We start from the raw sequence: 24,888 nt of genomic DNA, 5'->3' as shown, positions 1-24,888 counted from the left end.
CGGTCAGGCGGGAGGCAGGCCCTGGTGCTTGTCGAGCATGTCCGCCATCACTGCGCGGATGAACTCGTCGGCCTCGTCGGTCATCCCGCCCTCGACGCCGCCGTAGATCGAAGCGCTCTTCGGCGCGTCGGCGCGGTGCTCGATCGCATACGGAACAGCCTCGGCCAGGTCGTCGGCGAACCGCTCGGCGACACCGGGTTGGGTCTGGGGGCGGGTCACGGCCATGTGGATGCAGTTCGGGTACTGCTGTCCGTTGAACCGCCACCCGCGTAGCCGCATGAAGTCGTTCACGTGGTAGATGTCGAACTCGTCGGACGTGAACGAGAAGCAGAAGGTCGGCTCGCCCATCAGCCGCAGTTCGGGATGGGCCTTGACTGCGTCCTGCATCGCGAACGACGTCTCGAAGATGGCCTTCGCGTAACCGAGGTACCCCTCGCGCCCGAGGCTCGTCATCCCCGCCCAGGTCGCGGCGAGCAGTCCGCCCGACCGGCTGCCGGCGATGCCCGGCGAGCAGTACTTGCCGCCACTCCAGTCGGTGAGGAAGAAGTACTGGTCGCGCCGCAGGTCGATGTCGCGGAACGCCAGCACCGAGGTGCCCTTGAACCCGTACGCGTACTTGTGGGTGTCGGCTGAGATCGTCGTCACGCCCGGCACCCGGAAGTCGAAGAGCGGGATGTCGTACCCGAGCTCCTGGCCCCACGGGAGGATGAACCCGCCGAGGCAGCCGTCGACGTGGAGGCCGAAGCCTCGCTCGAGGGCCAGCCGGCCCATCTCCTCGATGGGGTCGATGGTGCCGTAGCCGTAGTTGCAGGCAGACCCGACGATTGCGATCGTGTCGGCGTCCGCGTGCTCGGCGATCCAGGCCACGTCTGCCCGCGTCGTCGCCGGGTCGATGGGCGCGCGGCGCAGCTCGATCCCGAGCAGGTGGCACGCCTTGTCGAACGCGGCGTGCGCCGTCTCGGGCTTGATCACGTTGGGCCGTTCGATGCCACGGTGCTGACGGGCGTGCTCTCGGTAGGCGTACATCGCATGGAGGATGCTGTCGCTGCCTCCGCTGGTGACGAGACCGGCGGGCGTGGTGTCGTGGACGGCGTCACCGTGGAGCATGTCGAGGGTCATGGCGATGATCTCGCCCTCGAACTTGCTGGCGCTCGGACAGATGTCGCGTTGTAGGACGTTCACGTGCGCGAACAGCTTGAACGCGTCGGCCATGAACGCGTAGTGATCGTGGTCGCCGCAGTACATCGTCCCGCTGCACTGCCCGCTCTCCCAGGCCTTGTCCTCCTCGCTCGCCATGGTGGCCAGGTCGTCGAGGATGGCGCGCCGCGACCGGCCTTCGGAGGGCATGCCCCGGACGACATCGAACCGCTCGGTGTAGGGATAGGTGCTGCTCATGGAACGCTCCGTGGGACGATGGGTCCGGTCATGGGTTGAGGGCTTCGAAGATCGGCCGCAGGGCCTCGAACGAAGCGAGGAACTGCTCGTGCATCGCGTCGTAGACCGCCCGATGCTCGTCTCGCGGTTCGTAGCGTCGCGCCGTCACCGCGAGGCGGCCGAGGTCGTCGCGATCGAGGTCACCGTGACGCTCGAGCGCGAACAGTGCCACACCTCGCGCCACCGCGCGGTCGGGGTCGACCATCGGCAGCACAGGGCGACCGAGCATGTCGGCCAGGACCTGACCCCAGGCGGGCGAGCGGGCGGCGCCGCCGACGAACGCAAGCTCGTCGATGCCCCGGTTGGTGAACGCCTCGACGATGGGAACGAGCCAGCGGAGGTTGTGCCCGATGCCCTCGGTCACCGCCCGAATGAGGTCGGTTCGCCGGTTCTCGAGGGACAGGTTGAGGTAGGCCCCGCGCATCGAGGGGTTGGCGTCGGGCGACAGCGAGCCGTTGAGCCAGGGCAGGAAGAGCACGCCGTTGCTCCCCGCCGGCGCGCGCTCGATGGCCGCGTCGAGGCCGGCGAACACGTCGGCGCTGGTGTGGTCGCCCAGCTCGTCGGCGGCGTGGACGATCGAGTCGAGTACGAACTCGAGCGCCCGGCCACCCATCCCGTTCTCGGCCCACACGAGATAGGTGCCGAACGGGCTCGGCATCGAGAGGACCTCGTGGTCGAGGTCGACTCCGTGGCGGTCGACCACGTCGACCAGCACGGTCGTCGTACCGATGGCGAGACCGGCTCGTCCCGGCATCAGTGCGCCGGTGGCGACGACGTCGGCATGGCTGTCGTTCATCCCGCCCATGACGACGACGTCCTCCGGAAGGCCCAGCTCGGCCGCCAGCGCGGGCAGGAGCGTTCCGGCCGGATCCGCGAGGCCGTCGAGCGGGGGCAGCTTGCGCGGGTCGACGCCCGCCAGCTCGAGCAGCGTCTCGTCGTACTCCGTCACACCGAGGCGGCGGTTGTCGCAGAGCTGGCTCATGAACATGGTGCACTGGTTGGCGACGATGCGGCCGGTGAGGCGGGCGTTCACGTAGTCCATGGGCTCGAGGTAGGCGGTGGTCATGGCATGGACGTCAGGCCGGTCCTTCTGCAGGTGCAGGATGTGGGCGAGCGAGAGCCCATTGCCCACCGGCGGGATCCCGTGGCGCGTCAGCCAGGTCTCGAACACCCCCTCTCGACCGAGCAGCTCCCACGAGTGGTCGGTGCCGCGCTTGTCCTGCCAGAGCACCATGTCGGCGACCGGTGCCGCGTCGCCATCGACCGGGACGATCGACGAGTACTGGCTGCAGCACCCGATGACTGCGACCTCGCTCGCGGCCGACGGCGCGGCCGCCGCCGCTTCCGCGATGCTGCCCTTCACGGCGTTCCAGAGCGCACCCGCATCCTGCTCCGCGACCTCGCCGGCGCGGCGGGTCGGGATCGTGCGAGCCGCCGATGCGAAGAGCTTGCCTTCGGAGTCGACCAGGGCGACCTTGACGTTGGTCGTCCCAACGTCGATTCCGATGGCGTGAGGCATGCCGGCTCCCGTGCGTCCGTCCATCCACGTGATCGCTGCGGAGACGGTAGTCGGCCCGCCGCCGGTGGACTCATGGGCCGCGCAGGCGCGGAACCCCTGACCGCCTGCTCCCTCCCCGTCGGCGTGACGGGTTGACTACCTAAGGGATTTCTAAGGAGACTGTCCTGTCCCGCTCCGGCGGGCGGCCTCGGTTCCCCCCTCGGTCGCTCGCCGGAGTCGGCCCTTCGACGGGGCGCCTCAACCCGCGGCTCACGCCCGCCGATGGCTCCACCATGGTCGAGCCGCAGAGCCAACTGCTGGCCCCTCCCAGTGAAGACGCGCCCGGCGAGCAGGCGGGGGCGCGCCACATCTCGGGCAGCACCACCTGGAACATCGTCAACCTGGTGCGCCGGCGGCTGGGGGAGGACGGGGTTCGCCGCCTCCTGGAGGTCGCCGGGGAGTCGCGTCGCGCGAGCGAGCTCGAGGACGACGCCACGTGGAGCTCGTTCTGGCAGGGCAAGGCGCTCTTCGAGGCGGCCGCCGAGGTGCTGGACGACCCACATGCGCCGAGACACGTCGGGGCGAGCATCGCCCGCGCCGACATGACCAGCGAGGTGGCGGCCCTCCTGCGCTCGTTGGGCTCGCCGGGCGAGCTGTTGCGCAGCATCGCCCAGGTCGCGCCCAAGTTCTGCACCGTCGTCAAGATGGAGGCGCTCGAGATCGGCGCCGCCCACGCCCTCATCGGTGCGGTCAGCGTCGAGGGGTACCCGCGCTACGAGCTCCTGTGCGACTTCACGATCGGGCTCCTGTCCCAGGCGCCCCTGCCCTTCGACCTGCCGCCCGCCACCGTCACCGAGGAGCAGTGCGAGCTCCGAGGCGACCCCCGCTGCGTCTTTCGAGTCGTGTGGGAGCAGGAGCAGGCGGACCGCGTCGCGCCGGCGCAGCTGTCAAACGAGGCGACAGAGCTGGCCGTCCTCGCGGCGCGCGTCGAGACCTTCCAGGCCACCGCCGCCGACCTGGTCTCCGCGGACGACGTGGCGACGGTGCTCTCGCGCATCACCGCTCGCGCCGGCCTCGCCGTGCGCGCCCCCCGGCACCTGCTCGTCGTGCAGACCACTCCCGATGCCCCCCTGCACATCCACCACCAGGGCTTCCGCGACGAGGACGCGAAGCAGGTCGCGAGCGAGCTCATGGGCGACGCACCCGACGACCACGGGGGCTCGCGTCTGATTGCCGACGTCGCCTCCGCCCGGCGGCGCTACGGACGCCTCGCCGCGGTGTACGACGAGGGCATCACGTTCCTGCCGACGGAGCACCTGCAGCTGGCGGTCTATGCGCGCCTGGCCGCGGCCGCGCTCGACAGCGCGACCGCGCTGGAGGAGTCACGCGCCCAGGCAGCCAGCGCCCGCGCCCTGTTCGACCTGGCTCGCGCGCTCGCCAACGTCGGTACGTCCGACGACGTCGCCGGGCGCCTCGCCACCGCGGTGCCCGCCGTCGTGGACTGCGACACCTCGGTCGTCGGGCTGTGGGACGGCGAAAGCGCCGTCCTACGGGTGGCGGCGTGCACGGGTGTGGCACCCGATGTCGAGGACAGGCTGCGTGCGATGGCCGTTCGTCTCAGCGCGATGCTCGAACGCCAGGAGCCCCAGTTCCTCGATGTTTCGACCACAGATGAGTTCCTGCGCGACCTGCTGTCGGCCACCGGTGTGATCGCGACGGTCGTCGTACCCATCGTCTCCAACGGTGAGCTCCTGGGCGTGGTGAACGCGGCGGTCACCCACAACCCCGAGCGCCTGCGTGCCGCCGGGCACGTGCTGGAGCGCCTGACCAGCCTGGCCGACATCGCCGCCACCGCCCTGCAGAACTCTCGCCTGGTCGAACACATCCGCCATCAGGCGATGTACGACCTCATCACCGGGCTTCCCAACAAGCGCATGCTCGAAGACCGCGTCGCGGCCGCGCTCGCGCAGTCAGAGCGCACCGGCAACGGCTTCACCCTGTTCTTCCTCGACCTCGATCGGTTCAAGAACGTGAACGACACCCTGGGCCACGCGGTCGGAGACCAGTTGTTGAAGCAGGTGGCTCAACGTCTTCTGGCGACCCTCCGCGAGGAAGACACCGTGGCGCGCCTCGGCGGTGACGAGTTCGCGGTCCTCCTGCCCCGCATCGAGAGCGTCGACGTCGCAACGGTCATTGCCGACAAGGTGTGGGCCGCGCTCCAGGAGCCGTTCCTGCTCGGTAGCCAGCAGCTCTTCATCACGTCGAGCATCGGGCTGGCGGTCGCGCCCCACGACGGCGACCACTACGACACCCTGCTCAAGCATGCGGACATCGCCATGTACCGGGCAAAGCAGCAGGGTCGCAACCGTTACGCCGCGTACAGCCCATCACTGCACGAGGACCTGTCCTACCTCCTCAAGCTGGAGAGCGATCTGCACGGGGCGCTCGCCGGCGACCAGCTGCGCATCTACTTCCAGCCCCAGGTCTCGCTCGTCGACGGCGAGGTGGCCGGGGTCGAGGTGCTGGTCCGCTGGGAGCACCCCCAGCACGGGCTGCTCGGCCCGGACTCGTTCCTCTCGATCGCCGAGGAGACCGGGCTCATCGTGGAGATCGACGCATGGGTGCTGCGCGAGGCGTGCAGCCAGGCCCGGCGCTGGCTCGACGACGGACTTCCGCCGCTTCGCGTCGGGGTCAACCTGTCGACCCGCGACCTTCACGATCCTGCACTCGTCGATGCGGTCGCGACATCGCTCGGCAGGAGCAGGCTCGAGGCGGCGCGCCTGCAGCTCGAGGTGACCGAGCGGGTGGTCGGCGCGGGCTCCGATCAGGTTCTCGACGCCATGTCCCGGCTCAGGGGCCTCGGCGTGAGCTTGGCCGTCGACGACTTCGGCACCGGGAGCTCGGGGCTGAGCAGCCTGCGCAACTGCCCGGTCGACACGCTGAAGATCGACAAGACGTTCGTCCAGGAGGTGACGAGCGACCAGCCCGACGTTCCCCTTCTCGCGGCGATGATCGGCCTGGCGCGCGACCTCGGGCTGTCCGTCGTCGCCGAGGGGGTGGAGAGCACCGAGCAGGCCGACTTCCTCCGGCGCCACGGCTGTGACCTCGCACAGGGCTACCTGTTCGGCCGCCCGATGGACGTCGAGCACTTCACCGACGTGCTACGCCGCCGCGTGCCCCCGCGCCGATTCGCATGAGGTTCCGCTCCGACCTCCGCCGCTGAGGCGCAGCGACGTCGACGCGGTGACCTTGCGGTCGCGGGCCTGGAGGTCGCGCGCGCCGCGTCGGGGAACTCGGCGGCGGCGAGGCAGCCGTGGTAGAAATTAGAACGCGTTCTTGTCTCGTACCGCAAGCGTCAGGAGACCGTGATGGAGTTCGGCCTGTTCCTCCAGGGGTACGTCCCGGGGCCCGCCGCGCACGACACCGACCGCGAGCACGAGGCGTTCCTGCGAGAGGTCGAGCTCGTGGTGCTCGCCGACCGCACCAACTGGAAGTACGCCTGGTTCTCGGAGCACCATGCGCTGACGGAGTACAGCCACCTGTCGTCGAGCGAGGTGATGATGGCCTACCTCGCCCGCGCCACCGAGCGGATCCACCTCGGCTCGGGCATCTTCAACCTCAGCCCGCGTGTGAACCATCCGGTGCGCAACGCGGAGCGGGTCGCCATGCTCGATCACGTCTCGGAAGGGCGCTTCGAGTGGGGGACCGGGCGGGGAGCCGGCTCCCACGAGGTCGCCACCTTCAACATCGACGACACGTCATCGACGCGGGCGGAGTGGGACGAGGTCATCCGCGAGATTCCGAGGATGTGGGAGACAGAGGCGTACACGTTCCAAGGTGCGCACTTCCAGATCGACAAGCCGCACAACATCCTCCCGAAGCCCTATCGCAACGTGCACCCGCCGATCTGGGTCGCCTGTGGCAACCCGCCGACGTTCGGGAAGGCGGGCCGGCTCGGCATCGGCGCGCTCGGGTTCAACTTCTCGCCCATCCACGAGATGCGGCCGATGATCGAGGCGTACAAGAAGGGCATCGCGGAGTGCGAGGAGCCGATCGGCCGCTACGTGAACGACAACGTGATGGTGACCAACGCCGTGCTCTGCTTCGAGGACGGTGACCGCGCCCGGGACATCGCGACCCGCCCGAACCGCGGTTATCTCTACTCACTCGTGTGCCTGTACCACGACACCTTCCCGAAGCCGGACTGGGCGCCGGTGTGGCCTGAGAAGCCGCGGGTGCTCGACCGTGAGACGGTCGACGCGGCCATCGCCGCCGGCGCCCTCCTCTGCGGCACGCCCGAGGAGGTCGCGGAGCAACTGCAGGCCTACGAGCGCAGCGGAGTCGACCAACTGGTGTTCGGTGTCCCCAGCGATCTCGAGCATGACGAGGCCATGGAGTGCATCGAGCTCTTCGGCAACAATGTGATCGGTGAGTTCGACAAGGACCCGATCCACCGCACGACGCGCCAACGCGCCACCGTGACCGGCGGCTGACCCGCGTGTCACTCTTCGAACAACGCGCAGGACCGCACCTCAGGAGGGGCTCATGCACGACCTGGTGATCCGCGGCGCGACGATCGTCGACGGAACCGGTGCGCCGGCCTTTGCGGGCGACGTGGCGGTCGATGGGGGGCGCATCACCGAGATCGGGCACGTCGATGACGAGGGCCGCGACGTGGTCGACGCCGGCGGCTGCATCGTCACCCCCGGCTTCGTCGACGTCCACACCCACTACGACGGGCAGGTCACGTGGGACCCGCTCCTCGTCCCCTCCAGCTGGCACGGCGTCACGACCGTCGTGATGGGCAACTGCGGCGTCGGGTTCGCGCCCGTCCGGCCCGAGCGCCGCAACTGGCTCATCGGCCTCATGGAAGGCGTCGAGGACATCCCCGGCGCGGCGCTGTCCGCTGGCATCACGTGGGGCTGGGAGACGTTCCCCGAGTTCCTCGACTTCCTCGACGCGCAGCCGCTCGCGATCGACGTCGGCACGCAGGTGCCGCACGGCTCGGTACGGGGCTACGTGATGGGGGAGCGGGGGGCGCGCAACGAGCCTGCCACCTCCGTCGACATCGCGGCGATGGCGCGCATCGTGCGTGAGGGAATCGAGGCGGGCGCGCTGGGCGTGTCGACGTCGCGCACCATCGCGCACCGCGCCATCGACGGCGAGCCCGTGCCGGGCACGTTCGCCGCGGAGGACGAGCTCTTCGGGCTCGGCCGGGCACTGGCGCAGGCCGGTGCCGGCGTGTTCGAGCTCGCGCCCGCCGGGGTCATGGGTGAGGACCTCGCCGCGCCGGAGCGCGAGGTCGACTGGATGCGGCGCCTGGCCCGGGAGACGCGCCGGCCCATCACGTTCGCGGTGTCACAGCACGACATGGCCCCCGATCAGTGGCGACACGTGCTCGATCTCGCCCTCGAGGCGTTCGACGAGGGTGTCCCGATGCGGCCGCAGGTCGCGGGCCGGCCACTCGGGCTGCTCCTCGGCCTGCAGACGTTCCACCCCCTCCGAGACCGGCCCACCTATGCCGCCATCGAAGCGCTGCCGCTCGACGAGCGCGTGGAGCGCATGCGCGATCCGAAGGTGCGCGAGTCGATCCTGTCGGAGCGGGGCGTGCACGACGATCGCATGGCGTTCATCGGCCTCGGCCTCGACCGCATGTTCGCGCTCGGCGAGCCGCCCGACTACGAGCCCGCGCCGGAGGTCAGCGTGGCAGCACGCGCCGAGCGTGAGGGGCGTGACCCCTGGGACCTCTATTACGACCTGCTGCTCGAGCACGACGGCCGCCAGCTCCTGATGCGCCCGCTGCTCGGTTACAGCAACTTCAACCACGACGCCATCCGCGAGATGCTGCTCCATCCCACGAGCGCGCTCGGGCTCGGCGACGGCGGGGCCCACGTCGGCGCCATCTGCGACGCGAGCATCGAGACCACGATGCTCACGCACTGGGTCCGCGACCGCAGCCGCGGCAAGCGCCTGCCGTTGGAGTGGGTCGTGCGCAAGATGACGAGCGAGACCGCGTCGCTCTACGGGCTCGGCGACCGGGGTGTGATCGCGATGGGGAAGAAGGGCGACCTCAACGTGATCGACCTCGAGCGGCTGCGCCTCGGACGCCCGGAGATGGTGTACGACCTCCCCGGCGGCGCCCGCCGTCTTCTCCAGCGGGCCGAGGGCTATGTCGCCACGATCGTCAGCGGCGAGGTCGTCATGGAGAACGGTCGGGAGACCGGCGCCCGCCCGGGGCGGCTGGTCCGTGGCGCGCGCTGACGTGTCGACCGAGCTCACCGACGAGGCGCCCGTCGGTTCCACCATCGCAAGCGTCACCCGGAGGCGAACACCGACGCGTGTTCCCGCGTCGCGCTACACGTCGCCCGAGTGGGCCGAGCGCGAGCTCACGCATCTCTGGCCGCACGTCTGGCAGATCGCGTGCACGGTCGACCATGTGGCCGCGCCCGGCGACTACTTCGTCTACGACGTCGGGCCCTACTCCGTGCTCATCGTGCGCGGCGACGATGGTGACCTGCACGCCTTCCAGAACGTCTGCCGCCACCGCGGCAACGCCCTCTGCGAGGGCGCGGGCGGAGGGCTCGGGGAGCTGCGCTGCAACTACCACCGCTGGACGTGGGACCTGCAGGGGCGCCTCCGCGAGGTGCCGTCGCGCAAGGGCTTCGGCGCGCTCCGGAACGACGACTTCCCGCTCCTTCCCGTGCAGGTCGCCACGTGGGGTCCGCTCGTGTTCGTCAACATGGACCTCGACGCGGGACCGCTCGAAGCGTTCCTCGAGGGCGTGCCCGCCGACATCGAGTGGGCCGGGATCGACGACTTCCACTGCACCTACAACATCGCGGTGCCGATGCCATGCAACTGGAAGACGCTGATCGACGGCTTCAGCGAGACGTACCACGTGCAGGGCATCCACCGCGAGATGCTGCCGATGGTCGACGACGTGAACTCGCCCCAGACGCTCTGGGACCACCACGGCAAGCTCGAGCAACCCTATGGCGTCCCCAGCCCCCGTCTGGGGGGCGGCGTCGACGCGCAGACCGTGTGGGCGGCCTTCATCGCGGTGATGGGGACGCGGATCGGAAAGCCGTCGGTCGACGATGCCGGCCCGGCGCCGCACGTGACGGACGGCGGCAGCTTGCGCAGCGTGCTCGCAGACATGGTGCGAGCGGTGGGTGTCGACCAGGGGCTCGACCTCTCGAACTTCACCGACGACCAGCTGCTGAACCTGCAGCAGTACAACCTGTTCCCGAACGCCACCGTGCTCGTGTTCCCCGATCTCTTCCAGGTCGTGAAGTCCCGCCCGGGTGACACACCCGACACGACGATCATGGACGCGCTCGTGTTCGCTCGACGGGCGCGCGCCGACACCTCACCACCGGCGCGTCCGGTCGACGTCACGGTGGCGCCCGGCGACGCAGACTTCGGGCTCGTGCTCAACCAGGACGTCGTCGCGCTCCAACGTGTGCAGCGCGGGATGCACCAGCCCGGCTTCACCCACCTCACGCTCTCGAGCGAGGAGTGCCGGATCATCAACCTGCACCGCAACCTCGAGCGCTACCTGAGCATCTCGCCGACCGAGATCATCGGCGGTGAGCCCACCTCCTAGGCTCACAGCCTCCAGCCCATCACTCGAAACTGCCCATCACTCGAAACTGCGGAGCGCACATGCAGGTACACGACAAGCTGTTCATCGGTGGCGAATGGGTGGCCCCGGCCACCTCGGCGACCATCGAGGTCACCTCCCCCCACACCGAGGAGGTCATCGCCCGGGTTCCCGAGGCGAGCCCGGCGGACGTCGACAACGCGGTGGCGGCGGCGCGCGTCGCGTTCGATGAAGGTCCGTGGCCGCGCATGGAGCCGGCCGAACGCGCGGACGTCATGGCCAAGGTGAGCCAGACCATCCAGGCGCGCTCGCAGGACTACGCCGAGACGATCACGCGCGAGATGGGATCGCCGATCTCGTGGTCGATCATGGGTCAGGTGTTCGCCTCGACCATGGTGCTCGACTACTACACCGGGCTCGCCCGCACCTACCCGTTCGAGGAGCTGCGCGACGGCGTCCTCGGCAACAAGGCCATCGTCCGCAAGGAGCCGGTGGGCGTGGCGGGCGCGATCGTGCCCTGGAACGTCCCGCTGTTCGTCACCATGCTCAAGCTCGCCCCGGCGATGGCGGCGGGCGCGACCGTCGTGCTCAAGCCCGCGCCGGAGACGCCGCTCGACGCCTACCTGCTGGCAGAGGCGTTGCACGAAGCCGGGCTGCCGCCCGGCGTCGTCAACATCGTTCCGGCCGGGCGCGAGGTGGGGGAGCATCTCGTCACCCACCCGGGCGTCGACAAGATCGCCTTCACCGGTTCGACGGCCGCCGGCAAGCGCATCGCCGCGCTGTGTGGCGAGCAGTTGAAGCGGGTGACGCTCGAGCTGGGCGGCAAGTCGGCCGCGATCATCATGGACGACGCCGAGATCGGTACGGTCATCCCGAACCTGATCGGCGCGTCGCTGATGAACAACGGCCAGGCGTGCGTGGCCCAGACCCGCATCCTCGCCTCCCGCGACCGGTACCAGGAAGTCGTCGACGCGCTCTGCGACGCGGTCAGCCAACAACAGGTCGGCGACCCGCTCGACCCCGCCACCACGGTGGGGCCGCTCGTCGCCGAGCGCCAACGCCGGCGGGTCGAGGGGTACATCGCGACGGGCCAGGAGGAGGGGGCGAAGATCGCCGTCGGCGGTGGGCGCCCCGCGAGCCAGGCCACGGGCTGGTACGTCGAGCCGACCGTGTTCGTGAACGTCGACAACCACATGACGATCGCGCGCGAGGAGATCTTCGGGCCCGTGTTGACGGTGCTCCCGTTCGACGGCGTCGACGAGGCGGTGCGTATCGCCAACGACTCCGACTACGGGCTCTCGGGTTCGGTGTGGAGCGGAGACAACGCCGCCGCCCTCGAGGTCGCCCGGCGGGTCCGCACGGGCACCTACACGGTCAACGGCTTCATGCTCGAGTTCTCCTGCCCCTTCGGCGGGTTCAAGCAGTCGGGCGTCGGCCGCGAGCTCGGCCCCGAAGGCCTTGCCGCGTACCTCGAGGCGAAGTCCATCAGCCTGCCGGCGGGCTTCGAGCCCTAGCCTCGGGCATCCCGCGTCGGGTACAACTGGACCGGCACGACGCTGAGGAGGCCCAATTGACGACCACCGCCCGCGGGGGCGTCGACGTGCGAGCGAAGACCTACCTGGGTCTGTTCGCGATCACGCTCGCCACGCTCATGTACGAGATCGCGCTGACGCGCATCTTCAGCGTGACCATGTGGTACCACTTCGCGTTCGTCGCCATCTCCGTCGCCCTCTTCGGGATGACGATCGGCGCCCTGCTCGTCTACCTCCTGCCGGAGCGGTTCCGCGACGCCGACGTCAAGCGGCATCTCTGGAGGTCGTCGCTGCTCTTCAGCGTCTCGCTCGCCGTCTGCTTCGTCACCCAGCTGGCCATCCCCTTCTCCCCGCACGGCACGCTCGTCGGTCTCTGGTCGATCGCCGTCACGTGCATCGTGATCTCGATCCCCTTCGTGTTCAGCGGCATCGTCGTCTGCCTCGCACTCACCCGGTTCCCCGGTCGCGTAAACCGGCTCTACGCCGCGGACCTCATCGGTGCCGCCATCGGCTGCGTCCTGCTCGTCGTGCTGCTCAGCCGGCTCGACGGGCCCAGCTCGGTCATCGTGGTGGGCGCGCTCGCGGGCCTGGGCGCGGTCGCCTTCGCGTCCGACGCGGGGAGCCGGCGCGGCGTTCGCCTCGCCGTCGGGGTGGTGGTGGTGCTCGGCGGCTTCGGTGCCTTCAACGGATATCTGCACTCCAGGGGAAATCCCTTCCTGCGGATCATCTGGGCCAAGGAGGCCCCCGACGTGAAGCACAGGTACGAGAAGTGGAACGCCTTCTCGCGCGTCACCGTCGACGGCTTCGAGAACGTCGCCCAGCCGCCCGCGGGGTACGGGTACAGCACCAAGCTTCCCGGTGACTTCCGCGTCAACCAGCTGGGGATGGTCATCGACAGCACGGCGGGCACGATGCTCACCCGGTACACCGGCAACCCGGCGGAGACCGACTTCCTCCGCTACGACATCACGAACCTGGCGCACTGGGCCAAGCCTCACGGCGACGTGCTCGTCATCGGCGTCGGGGGCGGGCGCGACATCCTCGGCGCGCTGGAGTTCGGGCAGAAGTCGGTCACCGGGGTGGAGATCAACAACAACATCCTCAACATCACCAACCACAAGTACGGCGACTTCACCGGACACCTGGACCGCAATCCCCGCGTCAAGTTCGTGAACGACGAGGCGCGCAGCTACCTCGCGCGCACCGATCGCAAGTACGACATCATCCAGATCTCACTCATCGACACCTGGGCGGCGACGTCGGCGGGGGCGTACGCGCTGACCGAGAACTCGCTCTACACGACCGACGCCTGGAAGATCTTCTTCGACCGCCTCAAGCCGGGCGGCGTCCTCTCGGTCTCCCGTTGGTACGAACTGTCGTACCGTCAGAAACCCCTCGAGACGTACCGGACGACGGCGCTCGCGGCGCAGACGCTGAAGGAGCGCGGGGTCGCCAATCCCCGCGATCACATCCTCATCTACCACGGACCCGAGTACAGCGTCGGGTTGAACAACGTCAACACGGCGACGATCCTCGTCAGCCCTCAGCCCTTCTCGCAGGCGACCCGCACGACGATCGCGCGCGAGGCGCAACGACTCGAGTTCACACCGGTGCTCACCCGTCGGGAGGCGGTCGACCCGCATTTCGCGGCGCTCACCTCGCCGAAGGGCCCTGGCGCCGCGGTCAAGGCGTTCTCCGAGGACATCTCCCCGCCGAGCGACAACCGACCGTTCTTCTTCCAGATGGCCAACCTCCACACCTTCCTGAGCGGCGGCGGCTTCCGCGACGACTTCGCCACGCGGCCGGTGCTCGTGCTCGGCATGCTCGCGATCACGGTGCTCGGCCTCGCCATCGGCTGCATCGTCGTGCCCCTGCTCCTCACGACCAAGCGCACCGCACATCGGGGCATGCGTCCCTTCTACACGTACTTCGCCGGCATCGGTCTGGGCTTCCTCCTGGTCGAGGTGTCACAGCTCCAGCGGCTCAGCATCTTCCTCGGGCATCCGATCTACGCGCTCACGGTCGTGCTGTTCTCGGTGCTCTTCTTCAGCGGGCTCGGGAGCATGGCGACCGAACGGGTGATACGCGCCGACCGACCGACTTCGATGGTGGTGCCGCTCATCGTGCTGTTGGGCGCGGTGGCGGCATTCGGGGTCCTGACCCCGGCCGTCGTGCACGGCATGGACGCGGCGACCACACCCGTTCGGATCGCGACGGCCATCGGCCTGCTCGCGCCACTCAGCTTCCTCATGGGGATGCCCTTCGCGATCGGCATGCGTGTCGCGGCGTCCCGTCCCGGCGCGCCCACCGCGTTCCTGTGGGGCATCAACGGTGCGACATCGGTCTGCGCCTCGGTGTTCGGGATGGTCATCGCGGTCTTCTTCGGGATCTCAATCGCCTTCTGGTGCGGCTTCGTGGCATACGCGATGGCTGCGGGAGCAATGGCTGTCATCGCCCGCTCGCGGCCCGACCGGGCGGTCGTCGTTGACGAAGCCGTCGTCGCGCCTCCTGAACCGGCACGCATCGGAGCAGTCGGCGCACAGGCATGACCGTGGGACAACTGCAGCGACGGCGCCCCGAACGAGCCGACGGGTGGGGCCGGGTCGCTTATGCTCGAGAGTCGTGGCCGGAGACCCCGACGTCAAACGCAAGCGGCAGTTGATCATGCTCAGCGCGGCCGGCGCCGCGGTGATCGTGCTCGCGCTCGCCAGCTCGTTCTTCCCCGTCCACGCGTCATTCAAGGGCGAGCGATCCTACAACTGCGGCTCGCCGTTCCACCGCTATCGGAGCCCCAAGGCGCTCAAGACGCAGTGGGCCCGCGACACGCTGATCATCGTCAACGCGTATCCGATCACCGCAGTCACCCACAAGACGCCATTGGTCGTCTGCCGCGACAAGGTGCAGTTTCGACTGACGGTCACGAAGGTGGTGATCGTGCTCGCGGTGTTGGTGATTGCGGCCTCGATCGGCATCTACTGGCACTTGTTCGGGTTCATCTACGACCCGCATGTCTGATGAAGGCGCGCTCGGCATCGCGCCGGTACGCGACGGGCTGTTCACGACCGCCGACGACGGAACGCCGCGACTCATCGGCGGGTTGTGCGCGGATTGCCACCGGTACCACTTCCCCGTCCTGACCACCTGCCCGTACTGCTCGTCGGAAGCGGTCACTGAGGCGCGGTTATCGGGCGTCGGCTCGCTCTGGGGATGGACGGCCGTCACCACCGCGCCGCCCGGGTATCGCGGTGAGGTGCCCTTCGGGTTCGGCATCGTCGAGCTGCCCGAGGGCCTCCGGGTCGTCACCCGCCTCACCGAGCCCGCGCCCGACCGGCTCGAGCGGGGCCAGGCGATGCGCCTGGTGATCGCACCCTTGCACGTCGACGACGAAGGCCGGTCCGTCGTCACCTATGCGTTCGCGCCCGTCGGTGACCGGCCGTGAGCCCGGCCGTCGAGGTCGCCGGCATCGGGCTCCATCCGTTCGGTCGCTTCGCGGGGGCGACGGTCACCGACCTGGGCGTCATCGCGGTGCGGGCCGCGTTGCGGGAGGCGAACGTCGGTCGCGGGGAGTTCCAGGCTGCGTTCTGCGGCACCGCGTACTCGGGAGTCGCGGCCGGCCACAAGGTGCTGGGGGCGTTGGGCCTGACGGGCATGCCCATCGTCGACGTGGAAGCCGGCTGCGCGAGTGGTGGTGCCGCGCTCATGCTCGGCGCGGGCGCGATCCGGTCGGGCCAGTACGACACGGTGCTCGTGTTCGGGATGGAGAAGATGCCGAAGGGCATCATCCGCTCGTCGTTCTTCGAGCCCTGGCGCGAGGAGGCGGGCCTGGCGGCCACACCCGCCTACTTCGCCCTCCGCGCCCAGCGGCTGATGCGGGACTCGGGCGTAACGGTCGACCACCTGGCGGAGGTGGTGGTGAAGAACCGCCACAACGGGGTCCACAATCCCGACGCCCTCTTTCGGTCGGCCGTCGGCGCGCATGACGTGCTGGCCTCTCGCGTCGTGTGCGAGCCGCTCCGACTGTGGATGCTGTGCTCGCCCGACGAAGGCGCGGCCGCGGTCGTGCTGAGGCGCGCGAGCTCCAGGCCCGGCGTCACCGTCGAAGCCGCGGCACTGCGCTCCCATCTCCCGGGGAGCGTGCTCGGGGAGGCGACACCGATGGCCGGCCTCGTCGACGACAGCTTCCCGTCTCCGACCGGGCTCGCCGCCCAGGCCGCGTTCGCCGAGGCGGGAATCGAGCCCGGCGATCTCGACGTGGTCGAGTGCCAGGACACCGACGCGGCGCGTGAGCTGCTCTCCTACGAGGAGCTCGGGCTGTGCGCGCCGGGTGACGCGGCGCGCTTTCTCGACGCGGGCACCCCCGCGATGACGGGCCGGCTGCCCGTGAACCCGAGCGGAGGCCTGCTCTCCAAGGGTGAGCCGCTCGGCGCGTCTGCGCTCGGCCAGGTCGTCGAGCTGGTCCTCCAGCTCCGCGGTCGCGCCGGCCGCCGGCAGGTCGACGGGGCCCGCGTCGCGCTGGCTCACACCGTGGGACGCGGTGCGAACGCGTGTGTCGTGATCCTGCGCGCCAACGCCTGACGCCGGCGCTCAGCGTCGGGCGGCGGCGAGGTCGGCCAGCACCGCCATTGCCGCGTTGCGCCCGTTGGCGGCGATCACGCTGCCGCCGGGATGCGTCGCGGCACCGCAGAGATAGAGCCCCGGCACCGGCGTGCGGGGCGGGAACCGATGCGCCCACATCTGGTCCGGGAGGCAGTCGCCCTGGAAGATGTGGCCTCCCGTCAGCCCGATGCGCGCCTCGATGTCGGGCGGCCCGAGCACCTCGCGCGCCTCGACGACATCGGCGACGTCGGGAGCGAAGCGGGCAATGGTGGCGAGCACGCGGTCGCCGATCTCCTCCCGCCGATCGTCCCAGCTGCCGTCGGCGAGCGTGTACGGCACGTACTGGGCGAAGACGCTCATGGTGTGCTTGCCCGCGGGGGCGATGCTCGAGTCGTACGCGCTCTGGAAGTAGAGCTCGCACCACGCGGGCGCGGGCTGGCCCTGCCTGCTCGCCTCACACGCGGCCTGGGTGTCGTCGACGCTCGTGCTGATGGTCACCATGGCTCGGTGGGGGACCGCGTCGTCGGAGCGGGCGGTGAAGCGGGGAAGGCGGCTCAAGCCGCAATTGACCTTGAGCACCGGACTGTCGGTGCGCCAGGCGTCGACGCGGGCTCGGAACTCGTCGGGCACGCCGTCGCTCCCGGCCGCTGAGGCCATGCCCCCGCTCCCGGCCGCTGAGGCCATGCCCCCGCTCCCGGCCGCTGAGGCCATGCCCCCGCTCCCGGCCGCTGAGGCCATGCCCCCGCTCCCGGCCGCTGAGGCCATGCACAGGGCCAGGGTGCGCTTGGGGTCGGCGTTCGAGATCACCGCGGCGGCGCGGAGCCGCTCGCCGCCCTCGAGGGCCACGCCCTCACCGGGGACGATGGCGGCGACCGGGACGCCGGTCGCGATGAGCGCGCCGGCCTCGCGCGCAGCATCGGCGAGGGCGAAGGACACGCGCCCCATGCCCCCGTCGACGAAGCCCCATCCACCCTCCATGCCGTCGAGGATCCCGAGGGAGTGGTGGGCGTGGATGCCGGCGGTGCCCGCGTCGCGCGGGCCGGCACAGGTGCCGATGATGCCCTGGCCGTGCAGGGCGGTGCGCAGCCGTTCGTCGCGGACGTGGTGCTCGACGACGTCGGCGATCGAGGCGTGGAACAGCGCGTCGATCGCCTCTCGGTCGTGGCCGAGCCGCGCCTCGATCTCGTCGCGCGCCGGAGCGTCGCCGAGCCATGTGTCGCGTTCGGGCTGCCGATCGCGCAGCGCCCGACGGATGCGCGTGAACAAATCGGAATAGGCGAGGTAGCCGTCCACGTCGGCGGGCGACAGCGCCGCCACCGCCGCAGCCGAGCGCTCGCGGTCGTCCCACAACGCGATCGACGTGCCGTCTTCGAACGGGCACCAGAGGTGCGGGTCGGCGCGTTGCACGCGGTAGCCGTGGCGGGCGAGATCGAGCTCGTGGACGACGAGCGGATGGAGCAGGCCGACGAGGTAGGCGCACGGGCTGACCAGCCAGTCGGGGTCGGCGAACGGCTGCTCGAGGGTGCACGCCCCCCCGATCTGCTCACGTCGCTCGAGCACGAGGACGCGATGGCCCGCACGCGCCAGGTAGGCGGCGGCGGTGAGGCCGTTGTGCCCGCCGCCGACCACGATCGCGTCCCACGATCGAGCGGCCAGCTCGGTGAGCGGTGCGGGGAGGCCGAGCCGGCCCAGGCGGGCCCGGGCGGCCTCCCCGTCGATCACCGGTCAGACGCGGCCGTCGTGGCCGTCACCGTCGTGGTCGTCACCCTCGTGGTGGTCACCGCTCCGGTGGTCGCAGAGGCCCGCCGGGCTCGACGTGTCGCAGCGGTTCCCGTCGAAGCGGTTGCCCGTGCCCGCACCGTCGTCGCTGAGGTCGAAGGGCTCGTTCCCGTGGAGACGGTTGTCGGTGATGCGGTTGTCCGACGCGGGTGAGCCGCCGAAGGGGATCGACGACACCACCGCGACCCCCCCCCACGCCAACGGCGAGGGGCCGGAGGCCACGTTGTCGTTCACGACGTTGTCGTCGACGACGACCTCGGTCGCGCCCACGAGCCCGATGCCGAGCCCAGAGGTGGGAGGAGCCTCGTCGCTTGCGGGACACGCCCTGTCGTTGTGCACGACCTTATTGTCCTCGAGCCTCCAGCGACTGGCGTCGCCGGGCTCGCCGGTATTCACCACCAGAACGCCGATGCAGTTGTCGTGCGCGTCGTTGTCTTCGACCCTGCCGTTCGAGGCGTCACGCAGCAACATGCCGTTGCCGTTGTCGTAGACCTCGTTGTCCTTCACGCTCACGTCTGCGTTTGGCGCGTCGCCGAAGTAGAGCCCGGCCTCCTCGCTGCCGTATGCCACGTTGTCGTGGAAGTCACCGCCGGTGGAGCTGTTGTAGAAGCTCCCGTACACCTCGTTGTTCGCGAACACCATGCGCTTGACCTCGGCGTCCTTGGTGTTCACCAGAAAGGCACCGTTCGCGAAACCCTCGATGGTCATGTCCTGGAGCTTGAAGCCCCGGATCGCGTTCTGGGAGAAGCCCACGCACACGCCACCGAAGATCGTGCCGTCGTCCTGCACGCACGGGTTCGGTGTCGCCGCGGCCGGCGGGAGCAGGGTGGTCTTGTGCGCGCCCGCGCCTTCGAGCTCGATGTCGTCCTTGGTGACGTAGACGTTCTCGTGATAGGTGCCGGCCCGGATCTGGATCTTGTCGCCCGGCTGGGCGGCGTCGATCGCGGCCTGGATGGACTCACCCGGGTGCACCGTGTGGGTGGTCCGGTCGGCCCAAGCCGGCGCGCCCGCGCCGACGATGGCGGTGGCCATCCCCACGGCCAGCATCGCGGCCGCGCGACGGGTACTGAACGGACGTCGCATGTTTCCCCTCCTCGGAATCGCCGCGAGCGGTCGAACCTACGCGGGCCCGTCTCGACCGGTCAAACACGCGCCACGTTCGAACCCGGCGGTGCCACCAGCGAAGCGCGGTTGTCTGGTAGAACCCCACGCCAGGGAGTCGGTGGTCAGGAGCTGTCATGGGATGCACCCGGGTTGCCCGGCGTGGGGTTTGGCACACCGTCGCGGCGGGATCTGCGATCGTCGTCGCGACCGCGCTCGCGGGGTGCGGCGGTGGCCCGAACAAGATCGTGCTCCCGAAGCACCCCGTCAGAACCACCTCGACGACCGACCTCCCGGGCGACGACCCGTGCAAGCTGCTGACGCACACCGACGTGAGCAACGCCCTCGGCATGCCATTCGCGACAGGCACACCCGTGGCCGGCGCCGTGGCGCAGTGCGAGTTCCGAGCCGGGGCGAGCCCGGTCGACCCGGCGGCGCCCGTGGTGACGCTTCACATCCAGGGTGAGGTCACGATCGCCAGCTTCGAGACCGGGAAGCTGACCGCACCTGGCGGCGTCCGTGACGTCGATGGTGTCGGCGATCAGGCGTACTACAGCGCGCTGATGGGGCGGTTGTGGGTACGTAGGGGCGTGTTCGGTTTCGACGTCGCGGCCACGCCCGCGCTCGTCCCCGAGCCCGACGGGGAGCAGCGGTTGATCCCGCTCGCCCGGTTGGTGCTCGACCGCCACCCGTAGACCACAAAAGCCGAGCCCGGCAGGACGGATCGTTCCGCGGCCGCTACCTTGGAGCCGTGCGACGAATGGCGGGGGTACTGCTGCTGATAGCTCTGGTGCCGGGGCTGATCGGGTGCGCGGGGAAGAAGAAGGAAGCGTCGAAGGCACAGGTGGCCGGGTGGTTCAGGGCGGCGGTGGCCACCGGCAAGGCAAGGGCGGCCACGACGACCACGACCACGACGCCGGCGCGGGTCACCACGACGGTCCCGGCGACCACGAGCACCGTGCCGCCGCTGGTGCGCCTGGCCCTGAGCAAATCCTTCCTCGAGGCCGCCGAGGCGCGACGCTTGGCCGAGCAGCGCTGCCTGCAGCTCACCGGGGGCAAGCGACCCTGCTGAGGTCCTCGACCGACGACCGTCTGGGGCCCGTGGAGGAAGACCATGAGCAGCGACCTCAGGCAGGGAGTCAACGTGTGGGCGGCCAGCATCGCGATGGCGGTCGTCGTTGCAGCCGGGGTCGGTGCGTGTGGCGGCGGAGGCGGGGGAGGCACTGAGCACGCGGTCGCGCCGCGCCCGTCGTCGACCGCGCCCCCCGAGGACCTCGACATGAAACCGGCGGACTTCCGGAACCTCAGCACGATGACGAAGGTGCGCGGCTTCTTCGTCGACAACCGCCTGGGGCACCTTCCGGAGGCGCTGCGGGTGGCGAACTCGCCCAATGGTGGCGTGTACCCGGTCGGCACGATCCTCCAGCTCGTCCCGCAGGAGGCGATGGTCAAACGGGCCAGGGGCTGGAACCCGACCACACACGACTGGGAGTTCTTCTTCATGAAGACATCGGCGGCAGGCACCGAGATCGTGACACGCGGCGCCACCGAGACGGTGAACCGCTTCGGAGGCAACTGCTTCGGCTGTCACGCGAAGGCCGACGCGAAGTGGGACATGGTGTGCGAGCACACCCACGGGTGCGATCCGCTGCCCGTCGGTGATGACGTCATCCGCGCGATCCAGAATGCCGACACGCGACCGCGCTGACCGGGTCCTCGCCAAGCTCGACCTCAGTCTGAAGCTGTCGCGTCGGGAGGAGGCCGAGCGGCTCGAGCGGGCTCAGCTCCGGCTGCTGCACCTTCGTCTCGTCCTCGGCGGCCTCATCGGCGGCGGTGGGCTCGGCCCGCCGCTGTGCGTCCTGTTCGAGGGTTGGGACGCTTCGGGCAAGGGCGGGGCGATCAAGCGGCTGGTGGCCCGCCTCGACCCCCGGCACGTGCGCGTGGCGCAGTTCGCAGCGCCGACGCCAGATGCCAAACGTCACCATTTCCTCTGGCGTTTCTGGCCCGCGCTACCGGGCTGGGGCGGGATGGCCGTGCTCGACCGTTCCTGGTACGGGCGCGTGCTCGTCGAGCGGGTGGAGCGGCTGGCCACCGAGAAGCAGTGGACGCGCGCCTACCAGGAGATCGTCGAGTTCGAGGAGTCGCTCGTGGCCGAGGGGATGATCCTCGTGAAGTTTTGGATGCACATCTCCGATGCCGAGCAGCTGCGCCGTTTCGAGCGCCGACGAGACGATCCGTTGCGTGTGTGGAAGCTCACCGACGAGGACTGGCGCAACCGGAAGAAGCGCAAGCAGTACGAACGGGCGGTGGAGGAGATGATCGTCCGTACCAGCCACGACGCCGCGCCATGGCACCTCGTCGAGGGCGACGACAAGCGTTACGCGCGCGTGCGGGTCATCGAGACGGTGTGCCGATCGATCGAGGACGGCATGGCCGCGCGCGGGTTGCCGCTGAAATAACCGTCAGCTCGGTCCTGCCCTGAGCTCGCAAACGCTACCGTCGCGAGGATGAACGACGCGTACGAGCCTCGGCCCGAGCACCGGTTCACGTTTGGCCTCTGGACCGTGGGAAATCGTGGGCGCGACCCCTTCGGCCACGAGGTGCGCCCCGTCCTCGACCCCGTCGACGCGGTGCACGAGCTGGCCGGCATGGGCGCGTACGGCGTGAACTTCCACGACAGCGACCTGGTGCCGGACGGGTCGTCGCCGAGCGAGCGCGAGTCGATCGTGAAGCGCTTCCGCCGGGCCCTCGACGCCACCGGCATGAAGGTGCCCATGGCCACGACCAACCTCTTCAGCCACCCGGTGTTCAAGGATGGCGCCTTCACCGCCAACGAACCCTCGGTGCGTCGCTACGCGCTGGCCAAGACGCTCGAGGCGATCGAGCTCGGCGTCGAGCTGGGGGCCAACGTCTTCGTCATGTGGGGTGGGCGCGAAGGTGTCGAGTGCGACGCGGCCAAAGACGTTGGCACCGCGCTCGACCGCTACGCCGAGGCCGTCGACGCGTGTTGTGCCTATGTCGTCGATCGCGGCTATGAGCTGCGCTTCGCGCTCGAGCCCAAGCCCAACGAGCCCCGCGGCGACCTGTTCCTCCCCACGGTCGGGCACGCGCTCGCGTTCATCGAGCGGCTCGAGCACCGCGACCTGGTCGGCCTCAACCCGGAGTTCGCCCACGAGACGATGTCGGGCCTGTCGTTCCACCACGGGGTGGCGCAGGCGCTCTGGGCCGGCAAGCTCTTCCACATCGACCTCAACGCCCAGCGGATCGGCAAGTTCGACCAGGACTTCAGGTTCGGCGCAGAGGGTGCGCGCGACGCGTTCTACACGGTGAAGCTCCTCGAGGACGCGGACTGGCCGGGCATGCGTCATTTCGACGCGCACGCCTACCGCACCGAGGATGCGGCCGGCGTGTGGGACTTCGCGAGGGGTTGCATGCGCACGTACCTCATCCTGGCCGAGAAGGCCCGTCGCTTCCGGGAGGACCCCGAGATCACCGCCGCGCTGGCTGTCGCGCAGGTCGACCGCCTACGCGAGCCGACCCTGCCTCAGGGGCCGTCTGCCAGAGCGCTCGCAGCTCTGCGCGCCGAGCGGTTCGATCTCGATGCGCTGGCCGGGCGCGGCTACGGCCACGAACGTCTCGACCAACTGGTCAACGAGCTGCTTCTCGGCGCGCGGTAGCCGGATACGCGGTCGGTGGCCGAGCCGCTCGAGCCCGCAGCCCGTCGACGATCGTCACCGCCCCGGCGGCCGCGACGATCGTGATGAGTGGCATTGCCGGCACCTTGTAGCGGGGCGCGCCGTACAGCAAGATCGGTGTCGCGGCGAGTGAGACCGCCGCGATGAGGAACAAGATCCGGCGCGGCTCGGCTCGGCGCGCGAACGCCCAGGTGCCTGCGGCCGCCAGCGTCAGCACGCCGAAGTAGAACCAGTCGGCGACTCGGCTCAAAGCACGCACCGAGCGGGGGGAGATGAACCAGCTCACGTCGTCCATCGCGTCGTGGTCCTGCTCGTACGCGTAGCGCGTGCGCGGCACCCAGAGCCGCAGCTCGCGGAGCGGATGGTGGACGACGAACTCGATCGACTTTGCGAAGGCGTGGTCGTTGGCCTTCACCTCGCGCCGCTCGATCGGGAATTGGGTGCTTGGGGGCTCGCAGTACCGGTGCATGAACGAAAGGTCCTTGTCGCCGCGCGCGCCGGGCTGACGCGAGACGCACAACGTGGGTCCGAGCTCGGTGGCGATCACCACGGGCGAATGCATCTTCACGATGTTGCGGACCGTCCACGGGAGAACCATGAGCGCCACCACGCCCATGACGATCCCGCACTGGGTGAACGCGCGCCGCATCCCCGCGCCGGCGATCGTCGAGGCGACGAACAGGGCCGCCACGAAGCCGAGCGACATCGGGCGGATCAGGACGGAGAGCCCGAGCAGCACGCCGAACGCGACGAGGGTGCGCGTCGGCAGACGACCGTCCACCCACGGTTGTCTGAGCACCACGAGGACCGTGGCCAACGCGATGAAGACGAAGGTGGTCTCCCAGTGGAGCGTGGCGGTGTAGTAGATGAGGTTCGGGTAGACGGCCAGCAGCGCAGCGGCCACGAGCCCGACGCGAACGTCGAAGAGTCGGCGGGCGATCTCGAACGCGAGAAGCACGGTCGCCACGCTGAGCGCGACGTTGAGCGACACCGCGGCCGCGACCAGGTTGTCGGGAAGTGGGGAGTGGATGACGAACCAGAACAGGGCGCCGAGCACGGCGGGATAGCCGGGCGGGAACATGGCCGTGGGAACGTTGTGATTGGGGAAGACGCGGGGCCCTCCGTGCGCGATCTCGCTGATCCGCCCGAGGAAGATGGTGAAGCTGTGGTAGCCGTGTCCCTCTGCGATCTGGTTGCCGTAGAAGTAGTAGGCGACCGGGTCGCCGATGTGCGGTGGTCGAGCCGAGTGGACGCACCAGGCGATCCGCAGCGCGAGGGCGACCCCGAAAATGACCACGAGCGCCAGACGTTGCGCCGGCGACACTGCGCCGAGAGGGCCGCGTGACGTCGGGCCCGTGCGCCGTGCCTCAACGGTGACGGGCGCACCTGTGTCGTGCAGGTCCGTCAAGTGCGAACGCCCTCGTTGCTTCGCGACCTGAGCCCGAGCACGGCCATCGCGCCCGAAAGGGTGATGGCGACGGCGACCAACGATGTCTCCACCGCGTCGTAGCCCGATCGCTGCAACCGCCGCCGCACGAGCGCCTCCGCGAAGTATCCGACGACCATGGTCGCGCCCAGACCCCCGAGCACCCGGTCCCAAGGCGCGCCTTCCCCCCGACGAAGGCGGCGTATCGCCACCCACTGCGTCGC

General features: G+C 69.7%; 18 protein-coding genes and 1 pseudogene. 14 read left to right on the top strand and 5 right to left on the bottom strand.

Going from position 1 to position 24,888, the window contains the following annotated elements; translation table 11 throughout:
* Positions 1-3 precede the first annotated feature (3 nt).
* Together E6G06_21365 and E6G06_21360 are read right to left on the bottom strand one after the other, a co-directional pair.
* Entirely contained in the window at positions 4-1,395 is a 1,392-nt protein-coding gene (locus E6G06_21365) for an aspartate aminotransferase family protein (GenBank protein TML86032.1), read from the bottom strand.
* 28 nt (positions 1,396-1,423) lie between these two features.
* Complete coding sequence (locus E6G06_21360) at positions 1,424-2,977, bottom strand: carbohydrate kinase (protein TML86031.1); 1,554 nt, start codon at positions 2,975-2,977, stop codon at positions 1,424-1,426.
* Positions 2,978-3,225: 248 nt separating this feature from the next.
* On the opposite strand from E6G06_21360, the gene E6G06_21355 reads away from it, so the two are divergent.
* From E6G06_21355 to E6G06_21315, 9 genes are all read left to right on the top strand, one after another.
* Positions 3,226-6,129 (top strand): EAL domain-containing protein, encoded by a 2,904-nt coding sequence (locus E6G06_21355; GenBank protein ID TML86030.1) that lies wholly within the window; start codon positions 3,226-3,228, stop codon positions 6,127-6,129.
* A gap of 171 nt (positions 6,130-6,300) precedes the next feature.
* Positions 6,301-7,425 (top strand): LLM class flavin-dependent oxidoreductase, encoded by a 1,125-nt coding sequence (locus E6G06_21350; GenBank protein ID TML86029.1) that lies wholly within the window; start codon positions 6,301-6,303, stop codon positions 7,423-7,425.
* Between the two features lie 52 nt (positions 7,426-7,477).
* Positions 7,478-9,193, top strand: coding sequence for a D-aminoacylase (locus tag E6G06_21345; protein TML86028.1), 1,716 nt, complete (start codon positions 7,478-7,480; stop codon positions 9,191-9,193).
* On the top strand, positions 9,102-10,538 hold the full coding sequence (locus tag E6G06_21340; GenBank protein ID TML86027.1) for an aromatic ring-hydroxylating dioxygenase subunit alpha: 1,437 nt from the start codon (positions 9,102-9,104) through the stop codon (positions 10,536-10,538). Before E6G06_21345 ends, E6G06_21340 begins: the two co-directional genes overlap by 92 nt.
* Before the next feature lie 59 nt (positions 10,539-10,597).
* On the top strand, positions 10,598-12,049 hold the full coding sequence (locus E6G06_21335; protein TML86026.1) for an aldehyde dehydrogenase: 1,452 nt from the start codon (positions 10,598-10,600) through the stop codon (positions 12,047-12,049).
* A 56-nt stretch (positions 12,050-12,105) separates the two neighbouring features.
* A complete protein-coding gene (locus E6G06_21330; GenBank protein ID TML86025.1) occupies positions 12,106-14,616 on the top strand; it encodes a hypothetical protein in 2,511 nt (836 codons plus the stop codon).
* A gap of 73 nt (positions 14,617-14,689) precedes the next feature.
* Positions 14,690-15,082, top strand: a complete 393-nt coding sequence (locus tag E6G06_21325; protein TML86024.1) for a hypothetical protein — start codon at positions 14,690-14,692, stop codon at positions 15,080-15,082.
* Positions 15,075-15,506: a DNA-binding protein gene (locus E6G06_21320; protein ID TML86023.1), complete on the top strand. Its 432-nt coding sequence runs from the start codon at positions 15,075-15,077 to the stop codon at positions 15,504-15,506. The genes E6G06_21325 and E6G06_21320 overlap by 8 nt, the downstream gene beginning before the upstream one ends.
* Positions 15,503-16,642: a thiolase family protein gene (locus tag E6G06_21315; GenBank protein ID TML86022.1), complete on the top strand. Its 1,140-nt coding sequence runs from the start codon at positions 15,503-15,505 to the stop codon at positions 16,640-16,642. Before E6G06_21320 ends, E6G06_21315 begins: the two co-directional genes overlap by 4 nt.
* Before the next feature lie 789 nt (positions 16,643-17,431).
* Here E6G06_21315 and E6G06_21310 read toward each other — a convergent pair.
* A pseudogene (locus tag E6G06_21310) lies at positions 17,432-18,385 on the bottom strand (NAD(P)/FAD-dependent oxidoreductase).
* A gap of 3 nt (positions 18,386-18,388) precedes the next feature.
* Positions 18,389-19,525 (bottom strand): DUF1565 domain-containing protein, encoded by a 1,137-nt coding sequence (locus E6G06_21305; GenBank protein ID TML86021.1) that lies wholly within the window; start codon positions 19,523-19,525, stop codon positions 18,389-18,391.
* 155 nt (positions 19,526-19,680) lie between these two features.
* On the opposite strand from E6G06_21305, the gene E6G06_21300 reads away from it, so the two are divergent.
* From E6G06_21300 to E6G06_21280, 5 genes are read left to right on the top strand one after another with little or no spacing between them, the layout of a single operon-like run.
* On the top strand, positions 19,681-20,238 hold the full coding sequence (locus tag E6G06_21300; protein ID TML86020.1) for a hypothetical protein: 558 nt from the start codon (positions 19,681-19,683) through the stop codon (positions 20,236-20,238).
* A gap of 56 nt (positions 20,239-20,294) precedes the next feature.
* Positions 20,295-20,615 carry a hypothetical protein gene (locus E6G06_21295; GenBank protein TML86019.1) on the top strand — a complete coding sequence of 107 codons (321 nt, stop codon included), beginning with the start codon at positions 20,295-20,297 and terminating at the stop codon, positions 20,613-20,615.
* 42 nt (positions 20,616-20,657) lie between these two features.
* Positions 20,658-21,251 (top strand): hypothetical protein, encoded by a 594-nt coding sequence (locus tag E6G06_21290; protein ID TML86018.1) that lies wholly within the window; start codon positions 20,658-20,660, stop codon positions 21,249-21,251.
* The gene (locus tag E6G06_21285; GenBank protein ID TML86017.1) at positions 21,229-22,002 is read left to right on the top strand and encodes a UDP-galactose-lipid carrier transferase; all 774 of its coding nucleotides are present in this window, start codon (positions 21,229-21,231) and stop codon (positions 22,000-22,002) included. The genes E6G06_21290 and E6G06_21285 overlap by 23 nt, the downstream gene beginning before the upstream one ends.
* A gap of 48 nt (positions 22,003-22,050) precedes the next feature.
* Positions 22,051-23,220, top strand: a complete 1,170-nt coding sequence (locus E6G06_21280) for a xylose isomerase (GenBank protein ID TML86016.1) — start codon at positions 22,051-22,053, stop codon at positions 23,218-23,220.
* On the opposite strand, the gene E6G06_21275 is transcribed toward E6G06_21280, so the two are convergent.
* Positions 23,192-24,535 (bottom strand): hypothetical protein, encoded by a 1,344-nt coding sequence (locus E6G06_21275; protein ID TML86015.1) that lies wholly within the window; start codon positions 24,533-24,535, stop codon positions 23,192-23,194. The genes E6G06_21280 and E6G06_21275 overlap by 29 nt on opposite strands.
* Positions 24,536-24,888: the final 353 nt, after the last annotated feature.

This window comes from Actinomycetota bacterium (assembly GCA_005888325.1).
Classification (GTDB): Bacteria; Actinomycetota; Acidimicrobiia; order Acidimicrobiales; family AC-14; genus AC-14.
Note: the sequence above shows the minus strand (reverse complement) of the source record. Positions and strands in the feature narration are given on the sequence as shown.

Excerpts from the sequence above, each read along its gene's own strand:
- E6G06_21300 (TML86020.1), top strand. The coding sequence starts at position 19,681 with ATGGGATGCACCCGGGTTGCCCGGCGTGGGGTTTGGCACACCGTCGCG.
- E6G06_21290 (TML86018.1), top strand. The coding sequence starts at position 20,658 with ATGAGCAGCGACCTCAGGCAGGGAGTCAACGTGTGGGCGGCCAGCATC.
- E6G06_21305 (TML86021.1), bottom strand. The coding sequence starts at position 19,525 with ATGCGACGTCCGTTCAGTACCCGTCGCGCGGCCGCGATGCTGGCCGTG.
- E6G06_21355 (TML86030.1), top strand. The coding sequence starts at position 3,226 with ATGGTCGAGCCGCAGAGCCAACTGCTGGCCCCTCCCAGTGAAGACGCG.
- E6G06_21345 (TML86028.1), top strand. The coding sequence starts at position 7,478 with ATGCACGACCTGGTGATCCGCGGCGCGACGATCGTCGACGGAACCGGT.
- E6G06_21365 (TML86032.1), bottom strand. The coding sequence starts at position 1,395 with ATGAGCAGCACCTATCCCTACACCGAGCGGTTCGATGTCGTCCGGGGC.
- E6G06_21360 (TML86031.1), bottom strand. The coding sequence starts at position 2,977 with ATGGACGGACGCACGGGAGCCGGCATGCCTCACGCCATCGGAATCGAC.
- E6G06_21280 (TML86016.1), top strand. The coding sequence starts at position 22,051 with ATGAACGACGCGTACGAGCCTCGGCCCGAGCACCGGTTCACGTTTGGC.
- E6G06_21320 (TML86023.1), top strand. The coding sequence starts at position 15,075 with ATGTCTGATGAAGGCGCGCTCGGCATCGCGCCGGTACGCGACGGGCTG.
- E6G06_21340 (TML86027.1), top strand. The coding sequence starts at position 9,102 with ATGTCGCCACGATCGTCAGCGGCGAGGTCGTCATGGAGAACGGTCGGG.
- E6G06_21350 (TML86029.1), top strand. The coding sequence starts at position 6,301 with ATGGAGTTCGGCCTGTTCCTCCAGGGGTACGTCCCGGGGCCCGCCGCG.
- E6G06_21335 (TML86026.1), top strand. The coding sequence starts at position 10,598 with ATGCAGGTACACGACAAGCTGTTCATCGGTGGCGAATGGGTGGCCCCG.
- E6G06_21285 (TML86017.1), top strand. The coding sequence starts at position 21,229 with ATGCCGACACGCGACCGCGCTGACCGGGTCCTCGCCAAGCTCGACCTC.